General features: G+C 65.3%; 20 protein-coding genes. 8 read left to right on the top strand and 12 right to left on the bottom strand.

Features of this window, described 5'->3' with window-relative positions; translation table 11 throughout:
- Positions 1-78: 78 nt before the first annotated feature.
- The 3 genes from ACVWYQ_RS24615 to ACVWYQ_RS24605 are packed head-to-tail and all read left to right on the top strand — an operon-like array spanning position 79 to position 3,289.
- On the top strand, positions 79-561 hold the full coding sequence (locus ACVWYQ_RS24615) for a MarR family winged helix-turn-helix transcriptional regulator (protein ID WP_157285353.1): 483 nt from the start codon (positions 79-81) through the stop codon (positions 559-561).
- The gene (locus tag ACVWYQ_RS24610) at positions 554-1,717 is read left to right on the top strand and encodes an HlyD family secretion protein (RefSeq protein WP_404545225.1); all 1,164 of its coding nucleotides are present in this window, start codon (positions 554-556) and stop codon (positions 1,715-1,717) included. Before ACVWYQ_RS24615 ends, ACVWYQ_RS24610 begins: the two co-directional genes overlap by 8 nt.
- A gap of 15 nt (positions 1,718-1,732) precedes the next feature.
- Positions 1,733-3,289 (top strand): MDR family MFS transporter, encoded by a 1,557-nt coding sequence (locus tag ACVWYQ_RS24605; RefSeq protein ID WP_404545223.1) that lies wholly within the window; start codon positions 1,733-1,735, stop codon positions 3,287-3,289.
- Positions 3,290-3,419: 130 nt separating this feature from the next.
- Here ACVWYQ_RS24605 and ACVWYQ_RS24600 read toward each other — a convergent pair whose 3' ends face one another.
- From ACVWYQ_RS24600 to pcaF, 6 genes are all read right to left on the bottom strand, one after another.
- A complete protein-coding gene (locus ACVWYQ_RS24600; protein WP_456726468.1) occupies positions 3,420-4,481 on the bottom strand; it encodes a phosphotransferase in 1,062 nt (353 codons plus the stop codon).
- A 70-nt stretch (positions 4,482-4,551) separates the two neighbouring features.
- Positions 4,552-6,240: a methyl-accepting chemotaxis protein gene (locus tag ACVWYQ_RS24595; protein ID WP_404545220.1), complete on the bottom strand. Its 1,689-nt coding sequence runs from the start codon at positions 6,238-6,240 to the stop codon at positions 4,552-4,554.
- Positions 6,241-6,504: 264 nt separating this feature from the next.
- Positions 6,505-7,107, bottom strand: a complete 603-nt coding sequence (gene pcaG / locus ACVWYQ_RS24590) for a protocatechuate 3,4-dioxygenase subunit alpha (protein ID WP_271541708.1) — start codon at positions 7,105-7,107, stop codon at positions 6,505-6,507.
- Entirely contained in the window at positions 7,108-7,809 is a 702-nt protein-coding gene (gene pcaH, locus ACVWYQ_RS24585; protein WP_404545218.1) for a protocatechuate 3,4-dioxygenase subunit beta, read from the bottom strand. It lies immediately after the preceding gene.
- A gap of 122 nt (positions 7,810-7,931) precedes the next feature.
- A complete protein-coding gene (locus ACVWYQ_RS24580) occupies positions 7,932-8,825 on the bottom strand; it encodes a dioxygenase family protein (RefSeq protein ID WP_404545217.1) in 894 nt (297 codons plus the stop codon).
- Positions 8,826-9,034: 209 nt separating this feature from the next.
- The gene (gene pcaF / locus ACVWYQ_RS24575; protein WP_404545215.1) at positions 9,035-10,243 is read right to left on the bottom strand and encodes a 3-oxoadipyl-CoA thiolase; all 1,209 of its coding nucleotides are present in this window, start codon (positions 10,241-10,243) and stop codon (positions 9,035-9,037) included.
- Positions 10,244-10,499: 256 nt separating this feature from the next.
- Here pcaF and mutS point away from each other — a divergent pair, with 256 nt between their 5' ends.
- Positions 10,500-13,271: a DNA mismatch repair protein MutS gene (mutS, locus tag ACVWYQ_RS24570; RefSeq protein WP_404545214.1), complete on the top strand. Its 2,772-nt coding sequence runs from the start codon at positions 10,500-10,502 to the stop codon at positions 13,269-13,271.
- A 121-nt stretch (positions 13,272-13,392) separates the two neighbouring features.
- Here mutS and ACVWYQ_RS24565 read toward each other — a convergent pair whose 3' ends face one another.
- The 3 genes from ACVWYQ_RS24565 to ACVWYQ_RS24555 all read right to left on the bottom strand — a co-directional run bounded on the left by ACVWYQ_RS24565 (position 13,393) and on the right by ACVWYQ_RS24555 (position 16,832).
- A complete protein-coding gene (locus tag ACVWYQ_RS24565) occupies positions 13,393-15,069 on the bottom strand; it encodes a methyl-accepting chemotaxis protein (protein WP_404545211.1) in 1,677 nt (558 codons plus the stop codon).
- A 249-nt stretch (positions 15,070-15,318) separates the two neighbouring features.
- Positions 15,319-16,119, bottom strand: coding sequence for a hypothetical protein (locus tag ACVWYQ_RS24560; RefSeq protein WP_456726467.1), 801 nt, complete (start codon positions 16,117-16,119; stop codon positions 15,319-15,321).
- Positions 16,120-16,322: 203 nt separating this feature from the next.
- On the bottom strand, positions 16,323-16,832 hold the full coding sequence (locus ACVWYQ_RS24555; RefSeq protein ID WP_404654550.1) for an OsmC family protein: 510 nt from the start codon (positions 16,830-16,832) through the stop codon (positions 16,323-16,325).
- Positions 16,833-17,074: 242 nt separating this feature from the next.
- On the opposite strand from ACVWYQ_RS24555, the gene ACVWYQ_RS24550 reads away from it, so the two are divergent.
- Positions 17,075-19,864, top strand: a complete 2,790-nt coding sequence (locus ACVWYQ_RS24550) for a [protein-PII] uridylyltransferase (RefSeq protein WP_157285340.1) — start codon at positions 17,075-17,077, stop codon at positions 19,862-19,864.
- A 162-nt stretch (positions 19,865-20,026) separates the two neighbouring features.
- Here ACVWYQ_RS24550 and ACVWYQ_RS24545 read toward each other — a convergent pair whose 3' ends face one another.
- Positions 20,027-20,557, bottom strand: a complete 531-nt coding sequence (locus ACVWYQ_RS24545) for a methylated-DNA--[protein]-cysteine S-methyltransferase (RefSeq protein ID WP_456726466.1) — start codon at positions 20,555-20,557, stop codon at positions 20,027-20,029.
- A 98-nt stretch (positions 20,558-20,655) separates the two neighbouring features.
- On the opposite strand from ACVWYQ_RS24545, the gene ACVWYQ_RS24540 reads away from it, so the two are divergent.
- Positions 20,656-21,012, top strand: a complete 357-nt coding sequence (locus ACVWYQ_RS24540; RefSeq protein ID WP_404546407.1) for a DUF1304 domain-containing protein — start codon at positions 20,656-20,658, stop codon at positions 21,010-21,012.
- Positions 21,013-21,146: 134 nt separating this feature from the next.
- A complete protein-coding gene (locus tag ACVWYQ_RS24535; RefSeq protein WP_456726465.1) occupies positions 21,147-22,370 on the top strand; it encodes an ABC transporter substrate-binding protein in 1,224 nt (407 codons plus the stop codon).
- A 168-nt stretch (positions 22,371-22,538) separates the two neighbouring features.
- Here ACVWYQ_RS24535 and ACVWYQ_RS24530 read toward each other — a convergent pair whose 3' ends face one another.
- Positions 22,539-22,964: a DUF1330 domain-containing protein gene (locus ACVWYQ_RS24530; protein WP_025033272.1), complete on the bottom strand. Its 426-nt coding sequence runs from the start codon at positions 22,962-22,964 to the stop codon at positions 22,539-22,541.
- Between the two features lie 169 nt (positions 22,965-23,133).
- On the opposite strand from ACVWYQ_RS24530, the gene ACVWYQ_RS24525 reads away from it, so the two are divergent.
- Positions 23,134-25,344 (top strand): transglycosylase domain-containing protein, encoded by a 2,211-nt coding sequence (locus ACVWYQ_RS24525; protein ID WP_456726464.1) that lies wholly within the window; start codon positions 23,134-23,136, stop codon positions 25,342-25,344.
- Between the two features lie 352 nt (positions 25,345-25,696).
- Here the strand turns inward: ACVWYQ_RS24525 and ACVWYQ_RS24520 are convergent, their stop codons facing one another.
- A complete protein-coding gene (locus ACVWYQ_RS24520) occupies positions 25,697-26,536 on the bottom strand; it encodes a M48 family metallopeptidase (protein ID WP_271541686.1) in 840 nt (279 codons plus the stop codon).
- Positions 26,537-26,752: the final 216 nt, after the last annotated feature.

The raw sequence follows: 26,752 nt of genomic DNA, 5'->3' as shown, positions 1-26,752 counted from the left end.
GGACAGCACCGCGCCACCGGTCCGTGAAATAATCATAAGCTTGCTTATTATATGCAAAGCTTATTGGAGACGACGCTCATGACGCGCGGGTCGGTCGACCAGAATTTCCTGTTCACGCTCGGTGAGCTCTATCGCCTCTTGCGCGTCTATGCCGACAAGGAGGCCTCGCGCTTCGGCATCACCCGGGCACAATGGGCAGTGCTGGCCAAGGTGGAGCGCAGCGAGGGGATGAAGCAGTCCGAGCTCGCCGAGCTGCTGGAGATGCAGCCGATCACGCTGACGCGGCTGATCGACAAGCTCTGCGACAACGACTGGATCGAGCGCCGCAGCGACGCTTCGGACCGCCGGGTCAAGCGCCTGTATCTCAAGAAGGCCGGACGGCAATTGCTCGGCCGCATGAGTGGCCTGAAGTCGGAGCTGACGGCGAACGCGCTCGACGGCATCAATCCGGCGGATGCGCACCGCCTCCTCACCCAACTCGAAACCATCAAGGAAAACGTGCGAACCGCGATCCAGACATCCGGCACGGAGCAAGCACGCAAGGAGCAGCGCCATGGCTGATCAGGTCATCAAGTTCCAGCCCGAGCCGAAGAGCGACAGCGGCAAGCCGACCAAGAAGGCCGGCACCGAACCGCGCCGCCGCCTGCTGGCGGGCCTGCGCCGCTATCGCCGATTCCTGCTCCTGGTCGTGCTGCCGGTCATTGTCGCCATCGGAGGCGTCACCTTCTACCTGCATGGAGGCCGCTATGTCGGCACCGACGATGCCTATGTCGGCGCACAGAAGGTGTTGGTGACGCCCGACATCTCCGGCAAGATCCTGAAAGTGATCGTGAAGGAAGGCCAGTCAGTCAAGCGGGGCGACGAACTGTTCGAGATCGACCCTGTTCCGTTCCGCCTCGCGGTCGAGGAGGCCAAGGCGCAGCTCGCGCAGGCGCGCACGACCTATGACAACCTCGTCGCCAACATCAAGATCTATGGCGACATGCTGGGCCTCGCCCAGCAGGGCATCGATCTGAAGCAGCGCGACGTCGAGCGCAAGCAGGCGCTGGTGAAGAACAATTTCGGCTCCCAGCTCGATCTCGACAACGCCTCCAATGCACTAGTCACCGCCGGGGCGCAGGCGCAGTACATCAAGCAGCAGCTCTCCAACGCAAAGACCCAGTTGCTCGGCAACCCTGATCTGCCGCTCGAGCAATTCCCGCCCTACGCTCAGGCGAAAGCCAAGCTGGATGACGCGCAGCGCAACCTCGACCATACCGTCTTGCGCGCGCCGATGGATGGTGTAGCGACCCAGGTCGAGCAGATTCAGCTCGGCCGCTATGTCCCCGCCGGCACGCCGGTGTTCTCCATCATCGACGTCGCCCATCCCTGGGTCGATGCCAATCCGAAGGAGAGCGACCTCACCTATGTCACCGAAGGCCAGGCGGTCACGCTCGAGGTTGACGCGTTCCCCAACCATGTCTTCAAGGGCAAGATCGGCTCGCTCTCGCCCGGCACCGGCGCGCAATTCGCGATCCTGCCGCCGCAGAACGCCATGGGCAATTTCGTCAAGGTGGTGCAGCGCGTCCCGATCCGCATCTATTTCGACGAGAACGACAAATATGTGCGGAAGCTGAAAGCCGGCATGAGCGTCTACGCCACCATCGACACCGGACACAAGCGAACGCTCGCCGGCCTGCTCGGCCTGTCCGCGACCGCGGGCCAGGATCAAGAATAAGCAAGGACTGGCGCGATGTCCGGCCCCAATGCCAGCCTGATGGTCCCCGGCCTGCGCCGGAACATGGTGACGATCTGCGCCATGACCGCGACCATCATGCAGGCGCTGGACACCACCATCGCCAACGTCGCGCTGCCCTACATGCAGGGCACGCTGTCGGCCTCGCAGGACCAGATCAACTGGGTGCTGACCTCCTACATCGTCGCCGCCGCGATCATGACGGCGCCGGTCGGCTGGATCGCCAACCGCTTCGGCCGCAAGCGCATCTTCATCATCTGCTCGGCCGGCTTCACCATGGCGTCGGTGCTGTGCGGCCTCGCGCAGGACATCAACCAGATGGTGCTGTTCCGCCTGCTGCAGGGCATGTTCGGCGCGGCGCTGGTGCCGCTGTCACAATCGGTCATGCTCGACTATTACACGCTCCAGGAACGCGCCAAGGCGATGTCGATCTGGGGCATGGGCGTGATGATGGGCCCGATCATGGGCCCCTCACTCGGGGCTTGGCTCACCGAGACCTATTCCTGGCACTGGGTCTTCTTCGTCAATCTGCCGTTCGGCGCCATCACCGTGCTCGGGCTGATCGTCTTCATGGACGAGACCGAGAAGAACCTCAGCCTCAGATTCGACTGGTTCGGTTTCGCCGCGCTGGCGGTTGCGATCGGCGCGCTGCAGCTCGCGCTCGACCGCGGCGAGCAATTGGGCTGGCTGGAATCGAACGAGATCCTCGCCGAGTTCATCGTCTCGGCCGTCGCGTTGTACTTCTTCCTCGCGCATTCCTTCACGACCTCGACCCCCTTCATCCGCTTCGCCCTGTTCCGCGACCGCAACTTCGTCACCGGCTGCCTGTTCATGATCGTGATGGGGCTCGTGCTGTTCTCGACCATGGCGCTCGCCTCGCCCTACATGCAGAACGTGATCGGCTATCCCATCATCACCGCCGGCCTGCTGCTGGCGACCCGCGGCATCGGCACCTTCTTCGCCATGATGCTGGTCGGCCGCATGATGCGTCATATCGAGGCGCGCACGCTGATCATCTGCGGCCTGACGCTGACGGCGGGCTCGCTGTTCCAGATGACCGGCTGGACCGATCTGACCCAGGTGCCGGAGATCGTCACCGTCAGCGTCATCCAGGGCTTTGGCTTCGGCCTCGTCTTCGTGCCGCTCTCGACCGTGGCGTTCCTGACGCTGTCGAACGAGCTGCGCACCGACGGCACCGCGATGCTGACCCTGGTGCGCAACGTCGCGAGCTCGGTCGGCATTTCCGTCGTCATCGCCGAGCTGTCGCAGGGCACGCGGCGGACCTATGCGATCCTCTCCGAGCACGTCAATCCGTTCAACCACGCGCTGCAGATGCCTGGTGTCAGCGGCCTGATCAATTTGTCCACCGACGCCGGCCGCGCCATGGCCGACCGGATGGTCAGCGTGCAGGCGCAGATCATCGCTTTCGCGCACGACTACCAGCTGGTGATGCTCTTCATCCTCTGCACCATCCCGCTCGCTCTGCTGATCGGCTCGACCAAGGCCACGCTGCGCAAGCAGGCGGCGGGGCCGGAGCATGCGGTGATGGAGTAGTTATCGGACTTTGGCGCTTCACACCGTCATTGCGAGCGCAGCGAAGCAATCCAGATTGTATCCGCGAAAACACCCTGGATTGCTTCGTCGCAAGCGCTCCTCGCAATGACGACTTGCCACACGATCAGCGCTACAACAGCTCCTCGCAGCCCAAATCGTCCACGGCCGCAAACGCCCGTTCCAGATTGTTCCACCAGATCAGCGGCGGGATGTTGATGCTCCACTGCCAGACCGGCCGCGTGATCTGCCAGAGCACCGCCCAGCGGTAGTCGCGATCGAGCGCGCCGCGGGTGTAGCCGCTGATGCCGCTCTCGACCAGCGTGTCGTGGTAGAGATTGAGCAGCAGCCGTTCGAGCGCCTGCCGGCGTTCCGGATACCAATGCATCGCCATCATGTAGGCGAGGTCGTGGGTCGGAATGTCGATGCTCCAAAGGTCGAAATCAAAGATGCGCACGGTGTCATCGACGCCCGTGCGCGGCAGCAGGAAATTCCAGACATGGGCGTCGCCATGCGTGATGCTGAGGTGGCGGCGTGCATGGTAACGCTGGGACAGCCGCTCCGACTGGTCGATCAGCCGACGGTAGAGGATCCGCCGCTCTTCGCTGAGGCGATCGCCGAGAAGATCGGCAAAGCGATCGTAAAGCCCCGCGAACGTCTCCATGCGTTGCGCGCGGTCCTCCACGCTCGCCCAGGTGCCGACGGTGTCGCCGAGGCTCGGATGGTCCCACCAGGCTGCATGCCAGCGCGCCAGCGTCGTGACGATGGCGAACGTCTGCTCGCGCGACGGCGGCACCGGCCAGGTGGTCGCGATCTCGTGGCTGTCGGTGAGATCTTCCAGCAGCAGATGCCAGGCGAAGCTGTCCTCGTCGAAATGCCCGTCAAAGCAGCGCGGGACGAGTCCCGGCGGCATCTGCGGCACCAGCTGCGTGTAATAGCCCACCTCGCGCCGGCCGCCATTGGCGAGGCGCTTGGCGAAAGCGGCATTGGGCGTCTTGAGGATCAGCGACTGCGGAGCACCGGCGGATTCGCCGACATAGCGCACCCCAAGCCTGACGATATGCGACACCACGGTGTCGCGTTGATGCAGCACCTTTACCTCGCGGACGGCGCCTGCATCCAGCGCGCCGCCCCGGCGCAGCGCGGCCGTCAGTCGGGCGGGCTCAACTACCGCCGGCAATTGTGGAGATGTCATGAACCACGATGCCCCTGTCCCCCGTCATACTGCACGATCACATGCCCGGGCACCAGCGGCTGCCGCCGGCTCAGGCTGCTTCGGTCGAGTCGCGCACCGTCCGCACGACGATCGCACGCAGTTGATCGAGATTGGCCGTCATCCCGGCGATCGCCTGCCTCACATCCGCGGCGCGCTGGTTGACGGAGGCGGCATCGCGGCTGACGTCGCCGATCTTGGCCGAGACCTCCTGTGCGGCGGAGGCCGATTCGGAAATCGACCGCGTGATCTCCCGGGTCGCGGCATCCTGCTGTTCCATCGCGGCAGCGACCGAAGTCGCCACGCCGTCGATCTCGATGATGTGGCCTCCCATGGCCTCGACGGCGTCGACCGCGGCCTGCGTCGAGGCCTGGATCTCGGCAATCAGCCGCCCGATCTCCTCGGTGGATTTGGCGGTCTGGTCGGACAGGGATTTCACTTCGGCGGCAACAACCGCAAAGCCGCGGCCGGCCTCGCCGGCGCGCGCCGCCTCGATCGTCGCGTTGAGCGCCAGCAGGTTGGTCTGGCCTGCGATGCCGCCGATGAGGTCGGAGACCTCCGCGATCTTCTTCACCGATCCGGCCAGCGCCTGAATGGTCGAACGCGCCTGCTCGCGGCCGGCGACCGCCGATTTGGTGACGGTGCTGGTCCGCGCGACCTGGCTCGTGATCTCGCGGATCGAGGCGCTCAGTTCTTCGGCCGCAGCCGAGACGGCCTGCGAACTGCCGAGCGCCTGCGTCGAGGCCGCCGCCACCGCCTGCGACTGCGCAGAGAGCGACTTTGCGATCTCAGAGAGGCCGGAAGCGGCTTGCTCCACGCCCTGCGTCGCCGCAGTCGCGGTATCGACCGAGCGGCCGGTCTCGCGTTCGACCGTTTCGGCCATCTGATGCAGGGCGGAGCGCTTGGCGAGCGCCGCCGCCTGCTCCTGCCGCAACTGCTCCTCGCGCAGACGGGAGTTCTCGACCGCCGCCTGCTTGAACACCACAAGCGCGCCCGCCATCGAGCCGACCTCGTCCTGGCGCTGGGCGAACGGAATGTCGGCGGCGAGATCGCCGGTCGCGAGCTTCTGCATCGTGTCCGTCATGCGCACGATCGGGCGCACCACGCCGAGGGCCACACCCAGCAGGCCGGCGGTGACGAAGGCGAGAACGGCGATGGAGACGCCGAGGAGGATATAGAGCATCGCGCTGTCGCGGTCCGCGGCCAGCTTCTCCATGGCGGCATTCCGCTTGTTGGCACTCTCGACGATGCTGTCGATGACGGCGCGATGCGCGGTATAGGCCTCCTTGAGCTGCGCATAGACGCGCTCGGAGGCCGCCGCGTCCTTGGCCTTGAGGGCGGGCAGAAGCTGATCCGACGCCTTCCAGAATTTCTGCACCTCCGCATCGGATTTCGACACCAGCGCGGTCTTGAGGTCGGCCGAAAGGCTGGAGGAGACCCAGAACGCCTTGCGCTCGTCGTAGTCCTTGCGGAGCTGCACCAGACGTTCGCCGTGGGCCGCCAGCTGGTCCGGCTCGCGCATGGCCAGCGTCGCCTCGAGATAGGCTTCGATGATGTATTCGGGCGGCGGTAGGATGTCGGCGATGAGGTCGTTGCCGAGCTTGATGTCGGAATAGAGCGGACCGCCGACCTTGAGCTCTTTTAGGGCGTACAGGCTGGTCGAAACAACGGCGGCGAAACCAATGGCGAGAACGACGCCAAACGCGACGATCGCAGAGGACAAGGACAGACGAAATTTCATGAAACAATCCAGGTCGGCGTCGAAACTGCGGCCATCCTAGACGACTACGGTAAATACGGGATTGATTCGCGCCGGAATTGTATTTCACGAACCCCGCATGAATACGGGGAAATGGACATCAAGGCATCGGTATTGAGTCAGCGAGGCTGACGCACAACCGCGCAAAATCAACGTTCGAGTCTGATGCGGCAACGCAGCACCGGCTCCGATGCGCCGAATGAGATATGTGTGCCGAGGAGCAGGCCTCCCCGGCACGCCCTGCCCTCATACGTCGAAGAACACCGTCTCGTTGTCGCCCTGCAGGTGCAGGTCGAGCCGGTAGACCGGCTTGCCGGCCTCGCGGACCGCAGTGATCGTGGCGCGGCGATCGGCAGGCACCAGCGCCAGCACGGGATCGGCGGCGTTGCCGGCCTCGTCGTTGAAATAGATGCGGGTGTAGAGATGCCTGAGCATGCCGCGGCCAAACACCGCAAGCAGGATGTGCGGCGCCTGCGGCTTGCCCTCGGGATCCGGCACAACGCCCGGCCTGATGGTCTCGAAAGAATAGTTGCCGTCCTTGTCGGTGCCACAGCGGGCAAAGCCGCGGAAGCTCGCATTCGGCAGCGCGCGCTTGTCCTGGGGATCGGCGAATCGGCCCTGCGCATCCGCCTGCCAGATCTCCAGCATGCAATCGGGGACGGCCACACCGTCGCCATCGAACACCCGGCCCTCGATGCGGATGCGATCGCCGGTGACATCGGGCGTCAGCGTCGAGTTTGTGAACGCGTCGTTCCAGGCGTACTCGCCGGTCGGCGTCAGGCCGTATTTGAAGAAGGGACCGACCGTCTGCGATGGGGTGATCCCGTCGGGCTTCGCGGACTCTTGCACTTAATGGTTCTCCATGGGGGTGGCGTCCTTGCCGCGCAGCACGATGTCGAAGCGGTAGCACAGCGCCCATTCGGGCTGGGTATTCTCCAAGTCGAACGACGAGACCATCCGCGCCCGCGCCTTCTCGTCCGGCACCGAGTTGAAGATCGGGTCGAACGGGAACAAGGGATCGTTCGGGAAATACATCTGCGTCACGAGGCGCGTGACGAAGGAATGGCCGAACACCGACAGATGGATGTGCGCAGGCCGCCAGGCGTTGTGGTGATTGCCCCAGGGATAGGCGCCGGGCTTGATGGTGACGAAGCGATAATAGCCGGACGCATCGCTCACGGTGCGGCCCGCGCCGGTGAAATTCGGATCGAGCGGCGCCGGATGCTGATCACGGACGTGGACATAACGGCCGCAGGAATTAGCCTGCCAGATCTCGACGAGCGAGTTCGGCACGCCGCGGCCGTCCTCGTCGCGCACATGGCCATGCACGATGATGCGCTCGCCGAGCGGCTCGCCCACGTGCTGGCGGGTGAGGTCGTTGTCGCCCGCGCGCACGGTCTCGTGGCCGTAGACCGGCCCGGTCAGCTCCGACAGCGTATGGGGCATCGGGATCAAGGGCTTGTGCGGCGCGCGCTTGATCGAGCTCTTGTAGTCGGGCGACAGCGGCAGCGGATGCGCCGCGTTGCTGCCGGTGGGATAGATGAATGTCATTGGCGAACTCCTCCCCGGCCATCATGGTCCGGCCGGTCAACGCTTTCGCCAATCATTATAGGATATAACTAATTTGGGAAAGCCGGTTTAGCGGCGTTCCTGCGCATGGCCGCCGGCCGCTCCTACCTGATCGGCGCGCGTGGAAGCACCGCCTCTCCGGCCTCGAGCCGGTAGGCATGGTCGAGCGAATACCAGGGCACGGAGGCGTCCTTCGCCGTCGGATGCGGCGTGTCGTGGCGCACGAACTTGCCGATCAGCGCCTGTGTCACACCGAACTGCACGTCGCTGTCGATATGGGGGTCGCTGGGATCATAGACCTGCGAGATCAGCACCTTGAATCCGGGCTTGAAGATCAGGGCATGCAGATGCGCGGGACGATAGGGGTGGCGGGCCTGCGCCGCGAGCAGGCGGCCGACGACACCATCGGTCGGAATGGGATAGCCGACCATCATCACTGACCGGAAGGAAAAGCGCCCGTCGGAATCTGTCGTGAACTTGCCGCGCAGGTTCATGTCGGCCTGCTCGGGGTCCTGGTTCTCGTAAAGGCCGACCGGCGAGGCGTGCCAGACATCGACCTCGGCACCGGCGACCGGACGGCCGTCCTTATCGACGACGCGGCCGCGGACGAACAGCGTGGCGCCCGGTGTTTCCGAGCGCACGATGGATCCGCCATTCTCGACCCGGGGCGAATTCAACCGCCAGAACGGCCCGAGCAATGAGTGATCGGTCTCCGTATTGCCCTGATCGCCGTTGTTGAGCAGGCACACCAGCGAGGAAACGCCAAGCGACCCCGCCATCAGCACGACTTCGTTATGCGTATCGGTGGTCAGCTTGCCGAGCTCGGCCACGATTGCCGTGGCATCGCGGAACTCCTTCTCGGTCAGCCTGACATCGCGGACGAAGGCGTGCAAATGCTTGACCAGGGAGACCATGATATCGCGCAGCCGCGGATCGGATGTCCGCTCCATCACCGCCAGGGCCGCGGCCGTGACGTCCTTCTCGCGCTCGATGATCACAGGTTATTTCCTCCCTGTCTTTCCGGGACGCGAGAGAATTGAGCGAGCCCGGGCTCTTCGCCTCTCCCCGCTTGCGGGGAGAGGCCGGAATTTGCGACAGCAAATTCCGGGTGAGGGGGGCTCTCCGCGAGTCCAACTGTCACCGTCCTTGCGGAGACTCCCCCTCACCCCAACCCTCTCCCCGCAAGCGGGGAGAGGGAAGAGAGAGTTCAATTCAGCTTTTCGATCGCAACCGCGACGCCCTGGCCGACGCCGACGCACATGGTGGCGAGCGCCAGCTTGCCGCCGCGCTTCTCCATGCCGTGCACGGCTGTGAGCGCGAGGCGGGCGCCGCTCATGCCGAGCGGATGGCCAAGCGCGATGGCGCCGCCATGCGGATTGACGAAATCGGCGTCATCGGCGACGCCGAGCTGGCGCATGCAGGCGATGCCTTGCGAAGCGAAAGCTTCGTTCAGCTCGATCAGGTCGAAATCGCTGATCTTCTTGCCGAGGCGCTCCATCAGCTTGCGGGTCGCGGGCACCGGGCCGATACCCATGATCCGCGGCGGCACGCCGGCCGACGCAAGACCGAGGATGCGGGCCCGCGGGGTCAGGCCGTGCTTCTTAACTGCGGCTTCCGAGGCCAGGATCATGGCGGCGGCGCCGTCATTGACGCCGGAGGCGTTGCCGGCGGTCACAGTGCCAGGATTGCGCACAATCGGCTTCAACTTGGCGAGACCTTCCAGCGTGGTCTCGGGGCGCGGATGCTCGTCCTTGTCGATGGTGATCGGGCCGGCCTTGCCGCCGGGAATGGTGATGGGCGTGATTTCTTCCGCGAAATAGCCGGCTGCGATCGCAGCGCCTGCGCGCTGCTGCGAGCGGATGGCGAAGGCGTCCTGATCGGCGCGCGAGACCTGGAACTCCTCGGCGACGTTCTCGCCGGTCTCCGGCATGGCGTCGACGCCGTACTGCGCCTTCAGCAGCGGATTGATGAAGCGCCAGCCGATCGTGGTGTCGAAGATCTCGGCCGAGCGCGAGAAGGCTTCCTGCGCCTTGCCCATCACGAACGGCGCGCGGGTCATCGACTCGACGCCGCCGGCAATGGCGAACTCAATCTCGCCGGAACGGATGGCGCGGCCCGCGGCGCCGACCGCATCGAGGCCCGAGGCACAAAGCCGGTTCAGGGTCTGGCCGGGAACCGAATCCGGCAGGCCCGCCAGCAGCAGCGCCATGCGCGCGACGTTGCGATTGTCCTCGCCGGCCTGGTTGGCGCAGCCGAAGAACACTTCGTCCACCTGCGCCCAGTCGAGCTTGGGGTGCTTGGCCATCAGCGCCTTGATCGGGGCGGCGGCGAGATCGTCGGCACGCACCTTGGCGAGCGAGCCGCCGAAACGGCCGATCGGGGTCCGCACGGCATCGCAGATAAAGACGTCACGCATCGTTGTTCTCCCTGAATGCCGCGATCCGGCCAAATTCTTCAACGTCGGCGGAGTTTTAGGAGGGCGCCCGCGGCAGGTCAATTGACGGTTTCGCGGGGCAGCCGTCATTCCGGGGCGTGCCATTTGGCGCGAACGCGAAATGACGACCGAGAATGTGGCAGCACCTCGCGTCCCCACTGCGGACAACGTGGAAAACCTCGCCGCTCCGGCCAAAGCGATAGGAGCAAGTGGCGAAATTTTGTAGGTTGCGCCGCCCATGACGATGCAACAGCCGATACAAGTTCCGCCCGCCGACGACACGCCCGCGCCGCAGGCCGAGACTGCCGCGCGCGTCACGCCGATGATGGAGCAGTATCTGGAGATCAAGGCAGCTCATCAGGGCTTGCTGCTGTTCTACCGGATGGGCGACTTTTACGAGCTGTTCTTCGAGGACGCCGAGATCGCCTCGAGGACGCTCGGCATCGTCCTGACCAAGCGCGGCAAGCACCAGGGCGCGGATATCCCGATGTGCGGCGTGCCGGTCGAGCGCTCAGAGGATTATCTGCATCGTCTCATCAGCGCCGGGCATCGGGTCGCGGTCTGCGAGCAGACCGAGGATCCCGCGGCTGCGAAAGCGCGCGGCAACAAGAGCGTGGTGCGCCGCGGCGTGGTGCGGCTGGTGACGCCGGGCACGCTGACCGAGGACACGCTGCTCGATGCGCGTGCCAACAATTACCTGCTGGCGATCGCGCGGGCACGCTCCTCCGCCGGCGGCGACCGCTTCGGCCTTGCCTGGATCGACATCTCGACGGCCGAATTCATGGTCACCGAGGTCTCGGGTAGCGAGCTCGCCGCGACGCTGGCGCGCATCAACCCGAACGAGGCGATCGTCACGGACGCCCTCTACAGCGACAACGAGCTCGGCCAGACCTTGCGCGAGCTGCCGGCGGTGACGCCGCTGACCCGCGACGTCTTCGACGGCGCCACCGCCGAGAAGCGGCTGTGCGACTATTTTGCCGTCGCGACCATGGACGGGCTCGCGCAGCTGACGCGCCTGGAAGCCACCGCCGCGGCCGCCGCCGTCACCTATGTCGACCGCACCCAGGTCGGTAAGCATCCGCCGCTGTCGCCGCCCGCGCGTGAGGCCTCGGGCGCGACCATGGCGATCGACCCGGCGACGCGCGCCAATCTCGAGCTGACGCGCACGCTCGCCGGCGAACGCCGCGGCTCGTTGCTGGATGCGATCGACTGCACCGTGACCTCGGCAGGCTCCCGCCTGCTGGCGCAGCGTCTGGCGGCGCCGCTGACCGATGCGCCGGCGATCGCCCGCCGGTTAGATGCGGTCAGCGCCTTCGTGGCCGATTCCGCCGCGCGCGAGGACATCCGCAGCATCCTGCGCGGCGCGCCCGACATGTCGCGCGCTCTGGCACGGCTCTCGGTCGGCCGCGGCGGGCCGCGCGACCTCGCCGGCATCCGCGACGGCATCATCGCCGCCGACCAGGTGCTGACGCGGCTCTCCGAAATGGATCGGCCGCCGCAGGAAATCGCGGCGGTGATGGCGGCGCTGCAGCGGCCGTCGCGCGCGCTTGCTGCCGAGTTCGCCAGCGCGCTCGACGAGCAGCTGCCGCTGATCAAGCGCGACGGCGGCTTCGTGCGCCAGGGCTACGAGCCGGCGCTGGACGAAGCGCGCAACCTGCGTGATGCCTCACGTCTGGTCGTGGCCTCGATGCAGGCCCGTTACGCCGACCAAACCGGCGTCAAGGGCCTCAAGATCCGGCACAACAACGTGCTCGGCTATTTCGTCGAGGTTACCGCCCAGCACGGCGACAAGCTGATGTCGCCGCCGCTGAACGCGACCTTCATCCATCGCCAGACGCTGGCGGGACAGGTGCGCTTCACCACCGCCGAGTTAGGAGAGATCGAGGCCAAGATCGCCAATGCCGGCGACCGCGCGCTCGGCCTCGAGCTCGAGATCTTCGAGCGGCTCTGCGCCAAGGCGCTCGCGATCAGCGACGATCTGCGCGCCGCGGCGCAAGGTTTTGCGCTGCTCGACGTCGCGACCTCGCTGGCCAAGCTCGCCGTCGACGAGAATTACGTGCGACCGGAGGTGGACGATTCCCTCGGCTTTGCGATCGAGGCCGGCCGCCATCCCGTGGTCGAGCAGGCCCTGAAGCGCAACGGCGAGCCGTTCATCGCCAATGCCTGCGACCTCTCTCCCGTACCTCAACCCTACCCTCCCCCGCAGGCGGGGGAGGGTAGGGTGGGGGCAGGCCAGCTCTGGCTGCTCACCGGTCCCAACATGGCCGGTAAATCGACCTTCCTGCGCCAGAACGCGCTGATCGCCTTGATGGCCCAGATCGGCAGCTTCGTGCCGGCGACGCGCGCGCGGATCGGCATCGTCGACCGCCTGTTCTCGCGCGTCGGCGCCGCCGACGATCTCGCCCGCGGCCGCTCCACCTTCATGGTGGAGATGGTCGAGACCGCGGCGATCCTGAACCAGGCCGGCGAGCGCTCGCTCGTCATCCTCGATGAGATCGGCCGCGGCACCGCGACCTTCGACGGCCTCTCGATCGCCTGGGCCGCGATCGAGCATCTGCACGAGAGCAACCGCTGCCGAACCTTGTTCGCGACGCATTATCACGAGCTGACCGCGCTCGCGGCGAAACTGCCGCGGATGTTCAACGCCACGGTGCGGGTGAAGGAATGGCAGGGCAACGTCGTGTTCCTGCACGAGGTGCTGCCGGGCTCGGCCGACCGCTCCTACGGCATCCAGGTGGCGAAACTCGCCGGCCTGCCGCCGGCGGTGATCACGCGCGCCAAATCGGTGCTGTCGAAGCTGGAGGCGCAGGACCGCGGCCAGACCGCGCGAGCCCTGGTGGACGATCTGCCGCTGTTCGCTGTCCCTTCGCGCGCCGCCACTGAAGCCGCGCCGCCGAGCGAAGCGGAGCTGCTGATGGAGGCGGTGAAGGCGCTGCACCCCGACGAGATGTCGCCGCGCGAGGCGCTGGATGCGCTGTATGCGCTGAAGGCGAAGCTGCCGAAGCAGTGATGATGCCGGAGGGTGGGCAAAGCGGAGCGTGCCCACCGCTCCCTGAAGCGATCGGGGAGATATGGTGGGCACGGCGCGCAAAGAGCGCACCTTTGGCCCACCCTACAATTCCGAGCCCGGCCTAGCCCCTCGCCGCGATCGCGGCGGCTTCCGCGGCGGCGCGCTGCATGCTGGTCGACATCTCGTTGGTCACCGTGCTCTGCTCCTCGATCGCGGCGGCGGTCGAGGTCACGTACTCGCTGACATTGTTGATCGCCTGCTTGATCGAGCCGAGCGCGCTGACGACGTCGCCGGAGATGCTGTTGAGGCTGCCGATCTCCTGGCCGATCTTGTCGGTCGCCTGCTTGGCCTGGTTGGCGAGGCTCTTGACCTCGGAAGCGACCACCGCGAAGCCGCGGCCGGCCTCGCCCGCGCGCGCCGATTCGATCGTGGCGTTGAGCGCGAGCAGGTTGATCTGCCCCGTGATGTTGTTGATCATCTCGACGATGCCGCTCATCGCCTGCGCGGCCTCGGTGAGGCGCTGGGCCTGCGCGTCGGCGGCGCCGACCTGCTCGACCGCGCTCATCGCGGTCTCGCGCGACTTGGTCATGGCCTCGGAGATCTCCCGCACCGAGGCGTTGAGCTCCTCCGAGCCGGCGGCGACCGATTCCATCATGCCGCGCACGCGCTCATTGCCCATGCGGACCAGGACCTGCTTGGTGACGTCGGTGGCGTATTTGACGACCTTGAACGGCTTGCCGTTGAGGTCGAGGATCGGATTGTAGGAGGCCTGGATGTAGACCTCCTTGCCGCCCTTGCCGATGCGCTTGTATTCGGCCGCCTGATACTGGCCGCGATTGAGCGCCGCCCAGAACTCGCGATAGCCGGCGCCGTCGCGCTCGGAGGGCTCGACGAACATGCTGTGGTGGCGGCCCTTGATCTCGGCCAGCGAATAGCCGAGCGCGCCGAGGAAGTTGGCATTGGCGGTGATGATCGTGCCGTCCATGTTGAACTCGATCACGGCCTGGGCCTTGTCGATCGCCGCGATCTGGCCGGCGAGATCGGCATTCTTCAGCTTCTCCGCAGTGACGTCGGTCGCGAACTTGACCACGCCGTACGGCTTGCCGTTTTCGTCGAGCAACGGATTGTAGGAGGCGAGGATCCAGACCTCGCGGCCGCCCTTGCCGATGCGCTTGAACTCGCCCGCCTGGTATTCGCCGCGGTTGAGCGCGGCCCAGAATTCGCGATAGGGCGGGCTGTTTCGATCGGCCTCGGCCACGAACAGGCTGTGATGCTTGCCCTTGATCTCGTCGAACGAATAGCCGAGCGCCTTGCAGAAATTCTCGTTGGCCGAGACGATGGTGCCGTCGAGCTTGAACTCGATGACGGCCTGGGCGCGGCCGATCGCAGCGATCTTGGAGGCGTCCGTCATGCTGCGGATCTTCTTCTCGGTGATGTCGGTCGCAATCTTGGCGACCATCACCGTCTTGCCGTTGCCGTCGAGCACCGGATTGTAGGATGCCTCGATCCAGACCTCGCGGCCGTCTTTCGCGATCCGCTTGAACTCGCGCGCCTGATACTCGCCACGGTTCAATGCAGCCCAGAATGCCTTGTACTCGGCGCTGTCGCGCTGGTCGGCCGGCACGAACATCGAGTGATGCTTGCCCTGGATCTCCTCAAGCCGGTAGCCGAGTGCGTCGAGAAAATTCTTGTTGGCCGTGACGATCGTCCCATCAAGATTGAATTCGATCATCGCCTGCGATCGGCCGATGGCATCGAGCCGCGCTTGTGCATCAGTGTTGGACTTGCGACCGAACATTCAAGTATCTCCTCGACGAGAAATCATTTGCATGGCGTGCGCAGCGTCGCGCTCGCGCTCGAGCCTTTCGGCTCGACGTTCACAACTTTTCGTACTGGTGGAAATGTAGCCCTCAACGGCGCCGTCTCTACGGACAACGAGCAAGTGTAGGGTCAAGACACGAAGATTAAATTAACGACACTATCGGAAACCCGCCGTCAAACACCGCGGAACTACCGGCTAAAGGCCGCAAAATCCTGGACACAATGCTTACGTTTCGATGCGCAGCCTTCTGCGTCCACGCCACCACAGCATCAGGTTCCACACCACGCAGCTTGCAAGCGCGAGCGAAAGACCTACCGCCAATCCAAATTTCACGACTGCAACGTGCAGGACCGCAATCGCCATGCCAAATCCGAGCAGGCCCCAGGCGGAGTTGGCGAGCACGGCGGCGGTCGGCGGTCCACCGATGCGCGGATGCAGGATGACCATGATGCTGGAGAACACCACGGGAAACAGCGCAATGATGCCGCTGATGCGCGGGCCGACCCAGCTCGATGTCGAAACCACGATGGCGACGAGGGTCGCAACCAGCGCAGCGCGCATCGGCACATCATACCAGCGACGCGTCACCAGCGGCATCTTCACATGGCGATAGCGCGCGAGCAGTGGAATGCAAATGCCGAACGCGATCAGATTGGCGGCGAGCCCCGCGGCGAGCGACCAGTCGAATGAGCGGATGATCGAGGCCATCCCGATCCATACCGCGAAAGCGCTTCCGCAACTCACCACGAGAGCGTGCCGCTGCGACAGCACAACGTAAGTGAGGCACATCAAGATCGTCGCCGCATTGACGGGCAGGCTCGCCAGCGCGCCCTGCGCGACGAACGCGGCGTCATGATCGATCGCAAGGAAGACGTAGGACGGCCCGGCCGAGACCGGCAGGGTCGCGATCAGCGCGCCGATCACGGGTCCCGAGCGCTCGGTGATGATCGATGCCGTCACCACGAACGCCGCCGCGATCGCCATGCGCAGGAGCAGGAAGAGGAGGAAGTGGAGGTCGAGGGACATTTCTATCTGTCATTCCGGGGCGCGCGAAGCGCGAGCTCCGGTGCGCAATTGCGCACCTGAGAATCCATAACCACAGGCCGACATGTTTGAGAGCTGGAGCAACGACCGTCCGAAATCCCGACGGCCGGGGATTATGGGTCCCGGGCTCGCGCCAAGCGGCGCGCCCCGGGACGACACCAATCGGTGGGATGACGGCCTGCGTCTTACATCCTTTGCATCGACACCGAAACCTTCGGGCCGTTCTTGATGGTCTGGTAGACCACGCAATAGCGCTCGGTGAGCTTGAGCAGCAGGTCGAGCTTGTCCTGGGCGGCGTCGGTGTCGACCTCGAAGCGGAGACGGATCTCGGCGAAACCGACCGGGGTCTCCTTGTCGACGCCGAGCGTGCCGCGGAAATCGAGATCGCCCTCGGCGTAGACGTTGCCGGTCTTCAAGGGCACCTCGATCGCGGTCGCGACCGATTTCAGCGTGACGCCGGCACAGGCGACCAGGGCTTCGAGCAGCATGTCGCCGGAGCAGAGCTCGAGGCCGGAACCGCCGGTGGCGGGGTGGAGGCCGGCCGTTGCGATGGCGCGGCCGGTCTCGACCTTGCAGGCGATGCCGTCGCTATCGGTGGAGCCCTTGGCCTTCAGCGTGATCAGCGCAGCCTTGGGATCGGTCTTGTAGCGCTCCTTGATCGGGGCCTGCATCTGGCGCAGCTCTGCAGCGTCCATGTTGTTCTCTCCCGGAATATCAACGAGCGGTATAGAGCGCCATCGGTTTGGTGTCAGCCCATGATTGGTGGAGGCAGTCATGAGCCGCCGGGGATTCATGAAAAAATCTGAGCACATTCATGACGTTACCCAGGCACCGATACCCGGGGGCGGAGCCGATTCCTCTGCGTGGCCAAACTCGCCGGTCGTCCCCTTGCGAATGTCTCGTGACAGCGCCTGTCACCTCTTATATCCGGTGAGACATGGACAGCGTCGCGACTGAGCAGAAGCCACAGGTGGACGAGCGCTTCGATACCGCGCGGATCACCGCCGCGGTCGATGCGCTTGCCGAGAAGCACGAGGGGCGCGAGGACGCGTTCCGCACGGCGATGGCGCTATTGCTCAAGGCGGAGCTGATCGCGGCGCGCGCCGCCGCCCAGGCGATCCTTCTGAAGGACCGCCACGGCCGCCGCTGCGCCGAGCGGCTGTGCCACGTGCAGGACGAGATCATCCGCATCCTGTATTCGGCCGCGACGCGCCATCTCTACCGCTCGCCGATCCCGAGCGGGGCCGAGCGCATGGCGGTGGTGGCGACCGGCGGCTACGGCCGCGGCCTGATGGCGCCGGAATCGGACATCGATCTGCTCTTCATCCTGCCTTACAAGCAGACCGCCTGGGGCGAGCAGGTCGCCGAAGCGATCCTCTATTGCCTCTGGGACATGGGCTTGAAGGTCGGTCACGCCACGCGATCGGTCGACGAATCGATCCGGCAGGCGCGCGGCGACATGACGATCCGCACCGCGATCCTGGAGACGCGGTTCCTCACCGGCGACAAGCCGCTCTATGACGAGCTGGTCGAGCGCTTCGACAAGGAAGTGGTGCAGGGCACTGCGTCCGAATTCGTCACCGCAAAGCTCGCCGAGCGCGAGGAGCGCCACCGCCGCGGCGGCCAGTCGCGTTATCTGGTCGAGCCCAACGTCAAGGACGGCAAGGGGGCTTTGCGCGACCTGCACACACTGTTCTGGATCGCCAAATACGTCTACCGCGTCCGCGACACCCACGAGCTGGTCGGGCGCGGCGTGTTCGACGCGCAGGAATATCGCACCTTCCGCCGCTGCGCCGACTTCCTCTGGTCGGTGCGCTGCAATCTGCATTTCTACTCTGGCCGCGCCGAGGAGCGCCTCTCCTTCGATCTCCAGCGCGAGATCGCGATCCGTCTCGGCTACACCTCGCATCCGGGCATGCAGGACGTCGAGCGCTTCATGAAGCACTACTTCCTGGTCGCCAAGGAAGTCGGCAATCTCACCGCCATCCTCTGCGCCAAGCTCGAGGACCAGCAGGCCAAGCCCGCGCCGGTGCTGAGCCGGGTGATGGCGCGGCTGCGACCGAGCACCGTGAAGCGGCGCGTCCCCGACAGCGACGACTTCATCGTCGACAACAACCGCATCAACGTCGCCGCGCCCGACGTGTTCAAGCACGACCCGGTCAATCTGATCCGCATCTTCCGCCTCGCGCAGAAGAACAACCTCGCCTTCCATCCGGATGCGATGCGCGACGTGACGCGCTCGCTCGGCCTGATCAACGCGGGCTTGCGCGAAAATCCCGAGGCCAACCGGCTGTTCATGGAGATCCTGACCTCGGACAATGCCGAGATCGTGCTGCGGCGGATGAACGAGACCGGCGTGCTCGGTCACTTCATCCGCGCCTTCGGCAAGATCGTCTCGATGATGCAGTTCAACATGTATCATCACTACACCGTCGACGAGCACCTGATCCGCTGCATCGGCTTCCTGCAGGACATCGAGCGCGGCGGCATCGAGGAGTTCGCGCTGGCGAGCGACCTGTTCCGCAAGATCCGGCCCGAGCACCGCGCGGTGATCTACATCGCAACGCTGCTGCACGACGTCGCCAAGGGCCGTCCCGAGGACCACTCCATCGCCGGCGCCAAGGTGGCGCGGCGGCTCTGCCCGCGGCTCGGCTTCAGCCCGGCCGACACCGAGCTCGTGGCCTGGCTGATCGAGGAGCATCTGACGATGTCCACGGTCGCACAGTCGCGCGACCTCTCCGATCGCAAGACCATCGAGAATTTCGCTGCCGTGGTGCAGTCGGTTGAGCAGATGAAGCTGCTGACCATCCTGACCACCGCCGACATCCGCGGCGTCGGCCCGGGCGTGTGGAACGGCTGGAAGGCGCAGCTCTTGCGCTCGCTATACTACGAGACCGAGCCGGTGCTGACCGGCGGCTTCTCGGAGGTCGACCGCGGCAAGCGCCTCGCCGCCGCGCACGCCGAATTCCGCATGGCCTTCGCCGAATGGCCGAACGACGAGCTCGACGCCTATATCGGCCGGCACTATCCGGCCTACTGGCTCAAGGTCGAGCTGCCGCGCAAGATCCGCCATGCCCGCTTCGTCCGCTCCAGCGAGCAGGCCGGCCACAAGCTCGCGATCAATGTCGGTTTCGACGAGGTGCGCGGCGTCACGGAGCTGACGATCTTCGCCGCCGACCATCCCTGGCTGCTGTCGATCATCGCCGGCGCCTGCGCCTCGGCCGGCGCCAACATCGTCGACGCCCAGATCTACACCACGACCGACGGCCGCGCGCTCGACACCATCTCGATCTCGCGCGAATACGACCGCGATGAGGACGAGGGTCGGCGCGCCACGCGCATCGGCGAGATGATCGAGGACGTGCTGGAGGGCAAGCTGCGCCTGCCGGAAGTGGTGGCGCGGCGCACCGTGCGCAGCAAGGCAAAGCCGTTCGTGATCGAACCAGAGGTGACGATCAACAACCAATGGTCCGATCGCTACACCGTGATCGAGGTCTCCGGGCTCGACCGGCCCGGCCTGCTCTACGAGCTGACCACCGCGATCTCCAAGCTCAATCTCAACATCGCCTCGGCCCATGTCGCGACTTTCGGCGAGCGCGCACGCGACGTGTTCTACGTCACCGACCTCCTGGGCGCGCAGATCAACGCGCCGACGCGCCAGGCCGCGATCAAGAGCGCGCTGACCCATGTGATGGCCGGCGACAAGGCGGTGCAGCCGGCGGCGTGAACGGATGGGCGCGCCTATCTTCATTCGGAGGCGCGCATCTCTCTCCACTCGTCATTCCGGAGCGCCGCGCAGCGGCGAACCCGGAATCCATCGGGCCACTAGTGACGCGGATAAATGGATTCCGGGTTCGCGCTACGCGCGCCCCGGAATGACGAGCGCGACCTAAACCTCCACTCCCTCGTGCCGCAGCAGCCAACGCTTGCGCTCGAGGCCACCACCATACTTCACCAGCGAACCGTCCGCGCCGATCAGGCGATGGCAGGGGAGCACCACACTGATCGGATTTGAGCCGTTGGCATGGCCGACGGCGCGGATCGCCCTGGGCATGTCGATCTTCGCGGCGAGCGCGCCGTAACTCATCGTGGTGCCGGCGGGGATCTGCGCGAGCGCGGTCCAGACTTTTTGCTGGAACGGCGTGCCGGCGATACGCCATGCGATGCTCTGGAGCTGACCGAGATCACCGTCGAAATAGCGCGACAGTGCGGTCCGCATGTCCGACGGCGCAGGCTGATCACGCAGATCCACCGCGCCATAGTGCAGGCGCAGCAGATCGCGCATGCGGTGCTCATAGTCTTCCCAGTCGAGCGCGCGCAGCTTGCCCTCGGCGTCGGTGACGAGCAGCGCAATCCCGATCGGCGTCGTCAGGCGATCGAGGCCGAAGCGTTCAGGCACCTTGGTTGATCGAGCGGACATTGCGGCACCAGCAATCGAAACACATCGATCGCACTTGCCACGGCGGCCGTGCTAACGTCCACCCGAAAGCTGATGCTTTGGGGGAGCTCACCTTGATTCTGATCGCCAATGTCCTGGTGGCGCTGGTCGCCGCGCTGCACGTCTTCTTCCTCGTCCTGGAGATGTTTCTCTGGGACAAGCCGCTGGGCCTGAAGGTGTTTCGGAATTCGCCCGAGAAGGCCGAGATCACCAGGGTGCTGGCCGCCAATCAGGGCCTCTATAACGGCTTCCTCGCGGTCGGCCTGGTCTGGGGCCTGTTCCACGGCAACCCGGCCTTCGCGTTCCAGATCAAGGTGTTCTTCCTGCTCTGCGTGATCGTGGCCGGCGCCTATGGCGCGGCGACCGTCAGCACGCGGATTCTGATCGTGCAGGCGCTGCCTGCGGCAATCGCGCTGATTGCGATGTTTCTCGCCTGAGACGCTACGGCACAGCGCCGCGATCCTTGCGCTGCGGCGAAGCTTCCTCCACAATCTTCGGCAGCGATGGCGACCGTTGCAATTAACGGAGAAAGACCATCGGCCGATAATTCCGTCAGGAGGAACGTTCCAATATGAACAATCGCAGAGTCTTCTTAGCTGCCACGGCGGCGCTCGCCGTCGCAGTCTCAACCAGCCAGGCCCTCGCCCAGAAGAAATACGACACCGGCGCAAGCGACACCGAGATCAAGATTGGCCAGACCGTGCCGTTCTCCGGCGCCTATTCGGTCTACGCCAATATCGGCAAGACCCAGGCCGCATACTTCAGGATGATCAACGATCAGGGCGGCATCAACGGCCGCAAGATCAACCTGATCCAGTATGACGACGCCTATTCGCCGCCGAAGACCGTCGAGCAGGTGCGCAAGCTGGTCGAGGGCGATGAGGTCCTGTTCACCTTTCAGCTGATCGGCACAGCCGCGAACGCCGCCGTGCAGAAGTACCTCAACGGCAAGAAGGTACCTCAGCTGCTGGCCTCGACCGGCGCCGCGCGCTTCAACGATCCGCAGAACTATCCCTGGACCATCGCTTACAATCCCAACTATGTGTCCGAGGGGCGGATCTACGCAAAATACATTCTCGCCAATCACCCCAACGCCAAGATCGGCGTGCTCTACCAGAACGACGACATGGGCCGCGACTATCTTGCCGGCCTCAAGAGCGGCCTCGGCGACAAGGCCAACATGATCGTCGGCGAGGTGTCGTATGAGGTGACCGACCCCACCGTTGACTCGCAGGTGGTGAAGCTGAAGTCGATGGGCGTCGACCTGTTCTATAACGCCTCGACGCCGAAATTCGCGGCGCAGGCGATCAAGAAGCTTGCCGATCTCGGCTGGACGCCGGTGCACATCCTCGACATCAATGCGAGCCCGATTTCGGCGACGCTGAAGCCGGCAGGCCTCGACATCTCCAAGGGCATCATCTCGACCAATTACGGCAAGGAGCCGAGCGACCCGCAGTGGAAGGACGACCCCGGCGTGAAGGCTTTCTTCGCTTTCATGGACAAGTATTTCCCGGAAGGTGACAAGCTCAACACCATCAACACCTACGCCTATTCGGTGGCGGAGCTCTTGGTGCAGGTCTTGAAGCAATGCGGCGACGATCTGACGCGTGCGAACATCATGAAGCAGGCCGCCAATATCAAGGGCTACACGCCGAGCCTGGCGCTGCCCGGCATCAAGATCAACACCGGGCCGAACGACTACCGCGTCAACAAGCAGATGCAGATGATGAAGTTCAACGGCGAGCGCTGGGAGCTGTTCGGACCGATCATTGAAGACACCGGCCCGTCGGGCTAGAAGCATCTGGCTCTGCGACGTCGTGCCCGGGGCTTGTCCCGCCTGCGCGGCCGGAGCCGCTTCGGCGAGGCGAAGGCCCGGGCATCCACGTTCTTGGGGCGTCAAGGAAGCCGTGGATGGCCGGGTCAAGCCCGGCCATGACGATCGAGAGAGCCTCCTACTTGGCGTTCAGGTCGGTATCTCCCCAAAGTTCTTCCCGACCGGCAGCACGGCGTGGCGGATCAGCCGCGAATCCTCCACCGCGGCCTGGCGGTGCTTCACCGCCTCGCGATAGACGGGGTCGCGGATCATCTCGACGAAGGCGGCGACGCTTGGATATTCGGCGATGAAGCAATGGTCCCAGCGTTCCTCCTGCGGGCCGATCAGCATCAGCTCGAATTTGCCCTGCCAGACGATGCGGCCGCCGAGCCGTTCGAACACCGGGCCGCTTTCGCGGCCATAGGCCGCATAGGCTTCCGCGCCGCTGGCCTTGCGGCCGTCGGGATAGGCCGCCTCCTTGCGCAGGCGGACTAGGTTGAGCATGTGGATCGGGCCCGGGCGATCGTTCTCCCGGAATTGCGCGAAGATCTCCTTGGTCGGATCGATATGGCCCATGGCGCTCCCTCTTCTTATTGATACGAGCGATCCTAGCCTTGCCGCCCCGGAAGCGGAACTGCGGCCGGCGAATGCCGCATCTCCTAATCGCGCGTTAACGCCGGGGTAACCCGGCCTTAAACAGCGACCGCTAGCGTCTCGGTGGGGCGGGCTGACGGGCGTATTGCGTATGGCGTGGGGAAAGAAAAAGGGTGCGCGGAAGGAGCCGCTGTTCGGCTTGCCCGCGGCGCTCGCCGATCTGCGCCTCACCCCAGCAGACCGCGTTCCCGGCGGCGACGACAAGCCGAAGAAATCTGCGAAAGCATCCGCCAAGCGCAAGAGCGAGGATGCCGGCACCGAGGCGCCACGCGAGCGCAAAGCATCAGCCAGCCGCAGCGGCGCCAAGCGTCGAGCGAAGTCGCGTGGCGGGTTCGGTCTCGGCCGCCTGGTCTATTGGGGCGCGGTGCTGAGCCTGTGGGGCGTCATCGCGGTGATTGGCGTCGTGATCTATGTCGGCGCGCATCTGCCGCCGATCCAGTCGCTGGAGATCCCGAAGCGCCCGCCGACGATCCAGATCGTCGGCATCGATGGCAGCATTCTGGCGCAGCGCGGCGAGATGGCCGGCGCCAATGTCGCGCTGAAGGATCTGCCGCCTTACCTGCCGAAGGCGTTCATCGCCATCGAGGATCGCCGCTTCTATTCGCATTTCGGCATCGACCCGGTCGGCATCCTGCGCGCGCTCGTCACCAACGTGCTTCATCGCGGCGTCTCGCAGGGCGGCTCGACCTTGACGCAGCAGCTCGCGAAAAACCTGTTCCTGACCCAGGAGCGCACCATTCAGCGCAAGCTGCAGGAGGTGGAGCTCGCGATCTGGCTGGAGCGCAAGCATTCCAAGGACGAGATCCTGGAGCTTTATCTGAACCGGGTCTATTTCGGCTCCGGCGCCTACGGCGTCGAGGCGGCGGCGCAGAAATATTTCGGCAAGTCGGCCAAGAACGTGACGGTCGCGGAAGCCGCGATGCTGGCCGGCCTCGTCAAGTCGCCGTCCCGCCTCGCCCCGAACCGCAACCCCGAAGGCGCCGAAGCGCGAGCCCAGATCGTGCTCGCGGCGATGGCGGATGCGAAGTTCATCACCGACGCGCAGGCGAAGGCCTCGATCGGCCATCCCTCCTACAACGTGAAGCCGGCGGGCGCCGGCACGGTGAACTACGTCGCCGACTGGATCGGCGAGGTGCTGGACGATCTGGTCGGGCAGATCGACGAGAGCATCAAGGTCGAGACCACGATCGATCCGAAGCTGCAGAGCGTCGCGGAAGCGGCCATCATCGACGAGCTCGCGGCCAAGAGCGTGAAGTTCAACGTCAGCCAGGGCGCGCTGGTGGCCATGACGCCCGACGGCGCCGTGCGCGCCATGGTGGGCGGGCGGAACTATTCCGACAGCCAGTACAATCGCGCGGTCACGGCCAAGCGCCAGCCGGGCTCCTCGTTCAAGCCATTCGTGTACCTGACCGCGCTCGAGCAGGGGCTGACGCCCGACACCATGCGCCAGGACGCGCCGATCGAGGTCAAGGGCTGGCGTCCTGAGAACTACACCCATGAATATTTCGGCGCGGTGACGCTGACGCAGGCGCTGGCGATGTCGCTCAACACGGTGGCCATCCGTCTTGGCCTCGAGGTCGGGCCGAAGAACGTGGTGCGCACCGCGCACCGGCTCGGCATCTCCTCCAAGCTCGAGCCGAACGCCTCGATCGCGCTCGGCACGTCCGAAGTCTCGGTTGTCGAGCTGGTCGGCGCCTATGCACCGTTCGCCAATGGCGGCCTCGCGGTGGCGCCGCATGTCGTCACGCGGATCAGGACGGTCGGCGGCAAGCTGCTCTACATGCGTCAACCCGAAGAGCGCAATCAGGTCGTCGACCCCCGCTATGTCGGCATGATGAACGCGATGATGCGGGAGACGCTGATATCAGGCACCGCGAAGAAGGCGGAGATCCCCGGCTGGCCGGCGGCGGGCAAGACCGGCACCAGCCAGGATTATCGCGACGCCTGGTTCATCGGCTACACCGCGAGCCTCGTCACCGGCGTCTGGCTCGGCAACGACGACAACTCGCCGACCAAGAAGGCGACCGGCGGCGGCCTGCCGGTCGAAGTCTGGTCGCGCTTCATGAAGGCCGCACACGAGGGCGTGCCGGTGGCAGCGCTGCCGAGCGCACCCGGCGGCTGGGGCCTGTCGAACCTCGCGCAGGCAGCTTCGCAGGTGTCGCCGCCGACACCTGCCGCACCGGCACAACCGAACGCCGGCGGCTATCGCCCGCCGCCTCCGACGCGCGCCAATGTGCGCCCCGAGGCGGCAGCCGGGCTCGATGGCTGGCTGATGGACCGGCTGTTTGGCGGGAATCGGTAGCCGCAGGCTGAGGCTAGCAGGGACCTGAAAACAAAACTGCGAAAACAACCCCATGCACAGTAGAATGCGACGTCCGGCGAGACGCACGCTGGATGCTGCGAAGCGGTTGATGCGCCGGGATTAATCAGGCAAGCGGCGCAATCGTCGCGAAGTGTGGCGAGAATGGAGCGGTGATGCCTGCCCACCCTCTCCTCTCATTCCCCGCGAAGGCGGGGAATCCAGTACTCCGCGGCATCGAGATTCATAACGGCTGCTGCGGCGTACTGGATCGCCCGCCCCAGTGCGCAAGTGCGCACAAGGCGGGCGATGACAGCGTTTGCTGGGCTGGCAGCGCGGCCTGATCTGCGAGGAACTAATCCTCCACACCGTACCGGTGCAGATCATTCCCGTACGTGTCGAGCCACTTCTTGGCGCGCTCCATCGACGGGCAGACCTTGCCGCAGACGCGCCAGAAGCGCGGCGAGTGGTTCATCTCGACGAGATGAGCGACCTCGTGCGCGGCGAGGTAGTCGAGCACGAAGGGCGGGGCGAGGATCAGGCGCCAGGAGAACGACAGCGAGCCGGCCGAGGTGCAGGAGCCCCAGCGGCTGGACTGATCGCGGATCGAGAGGCGCTTGACCCTGACGCCGAGCTCGGCCGCGTAGACCTCCGCCGAGCGCTGCAGGTCGCGGCGCGCCTCGCGCTTGAGGAAATCGCCGACGCGGCGGTCGACATGCTCGAGGCCGCCGGCGACGCAGAGAATGCGCTCACCGCTGTCGCGCACCTCGGTCCACACCGTGCCGCGGGTACCGGCGCGATGAACGATGCGATGCGGCGTGCCGCGCAGCGGTATCACCGTGCCCGGCTGGAACGGTGCGGCCTTCGGCAAGCGGCCGAGGCGCGCGGCAATCCACGCACCGTGACGCTGTGCGAAGTCCTTTGCTTCGGCGAGCGTGCCGCGCGGCGGCATGGTGAGGATGGCTTCGCGGTCGCTCGGATGAATTCTGAGCGTGTAGCGGCGCGCGCGGCGGTGCCGGCGCAGCCGAATCGCAAAAAATTGCGATCCGTGGGTGATGACGAGGGTCTTCGGTTCGTGGGGCCGACGATAAAGGAGTGCGCGGGTGGCCATGTCTGTCAGTCCGGGGGGCAGGAGAGCGCCCGGATTCTGCCATAACCGCCGCCAGGGAAAGCGCTCGGCGCAAAAACAAATCATTTGCCCAATATACAGCGGTCAGGCGTCCGGGAGACCCTATAGACTGGGGTTGGAACCGGGTTTTTTCGCCCCCGCTGCACGCATGCGACACCCCCAAGAGGTGAGGGTAGACTCACTCCTATAAAGCTACCTAAATACCGCGAATCTGGCGGGAACTTGCCCCCGCGGGAGCCCCTGGCAGAGGCTCAAATTTCGACGGGAAAGCCGAAATTCAGG

Source organism: Bradyrhizobium sp. USDA 3397, from assembly GCF_054060965.1.
Note: the sequence above shows the minus strand (reverse complement) of the source record. Positions and strands in the feature narration are given on the sequence as shown.

What these genes read in the sequence shown, in the direction of transcription:
- ACVWYQ_RS24565 (WP_404545211.1), bottom strand. Translation starts at nt 15,069, where the DNA reads ATGTTCGGTCGCAAGTCCAACACTGATGCACAAGCGCGGCTCGATGCC.
- ACVWYQ_RS24550 (WP_157285340.1), top strand. Translation starts at nt 17,075, where the DNA reads ATGGACAGCGTCGCGACTGAGCAGAAGCCACAGGTGGACGAGCGCTTC.
- ACVWYQ_RS24605 (WP_404545223.1), top strand. Translation starts at nt 1,733, where the DNA reads ATGTCCGGCCCCAATGCCAGCCTGATGGTCCCCGGCCTGCGCCGGAAC.
- ACVWYQ_RS24555 (WP_404654550.1), bottom strand. Translation starts at nt 16,832, where the DNA reads ATGGACGCTGCAGAGCTGCGCCAGATGCAGGCCCCGATCAAGGAGCGC.
- pcaF (WP_404545215.1), bottom strand. Translation starts at nt 10,243, where the DNA reads ATGCGTGACGTCTTTATCTGCGATGCCGTGCGGACCCCGATCGGCCGT.
- ACVWYQ_RS24560 (WP_456726467.1), bottom strand. Translation starts at nt 16,119, where the DNA reads ATGTCCCTCGACCTCCACTTCCTCCTCTTCCTGCTCCTGCGCATGGCG.
- ACVWYQ_RS24545 (WP_456726466.1), bottom strand. Translation starts at nt 20,557, where the DNA reads ATGTCCGCTCGATCAACCAAGGTGCCTGAACGCTTCGGCCTCGATCGC.
- ACVWYQ_RS24610 (WP_404545225.1), top strand. Translation starts at nt 554, where the DNA reads ATGGCTGATCAGGTCATCAAGTTCCAGCCCGAGCCGAAGAGCGACAGC.
- pcaH (WP_404545218.1), bottom strand. Translation starts at nt 7,809, where the DNA reads ATGACATTCATCTATCCCACCGGCAGCAACGCGGCGCATCCGCTGCCG.
- ACVWYQ_RS24525 (WP_456726464.1), top strand. Translation starts at nt 23,134, where the DNA reads ATGGCGTGGGGAAAGAAAAAGGGTGCGCGGAAGGAGCCGCTGTTCGGC.
- ACVWYQ_RS24520 (WP_271541686.1), bottom strand. Translation starts at nt 26,536, where the DNA reads ATGATTTGTTTTTGCGCCGAGCGCTTTCCCTGGCGGCGGTTATGGCAG.
- ACVWYQ_RS24615 (WP_157285353.1), top strand. Translation starts at nt 79, where the DNA reads ATGACGCGCGGGTCGGTCGACCAGAATTTCCTGTTCACGCTCGGTGAG.
- ACVWYQ_RS24535 (WP_456726465.1), top strand. Translation starts at nt 21,147, where the DNA reads ATGAACAATCGCAGAGTCTTCTTAGCTGCCACGGCGGCGCTCGCCGTC.
- ACVWYQ_RS24595 (WP_404545220.1), bottom strand. Translation starts at nt 6,240, where the DNA reads ATGAAATTTCGTCTGTCCTTGTCCTCTGCGATCGTCGCGTTTGGCGTC.
- mutS (WP_404545214.1), top strand. Translation starts at nt 10,500, where the DNA reads ATGACGATGCAACAGCCGATACAAGTTCCGCCCGCCGACGACACGCCC.
- ACVWYQ_RS24530 (WP_025033272.1), bottom strand. Translation starts at nt 22,964, where the DNA reads ATGGGCCATATCGATCCGACCAAGGAGATCTTCGCGCAATTCCGGGAG.
- ACVWYQ_RS24600 (WP_456726468.1), bottom strand. Translation starts at nt 4,481, where the DNA reads ATGACATCTCCACAATTGCCGGCGGTAGTTGAGCCCGCCCGACTGACG.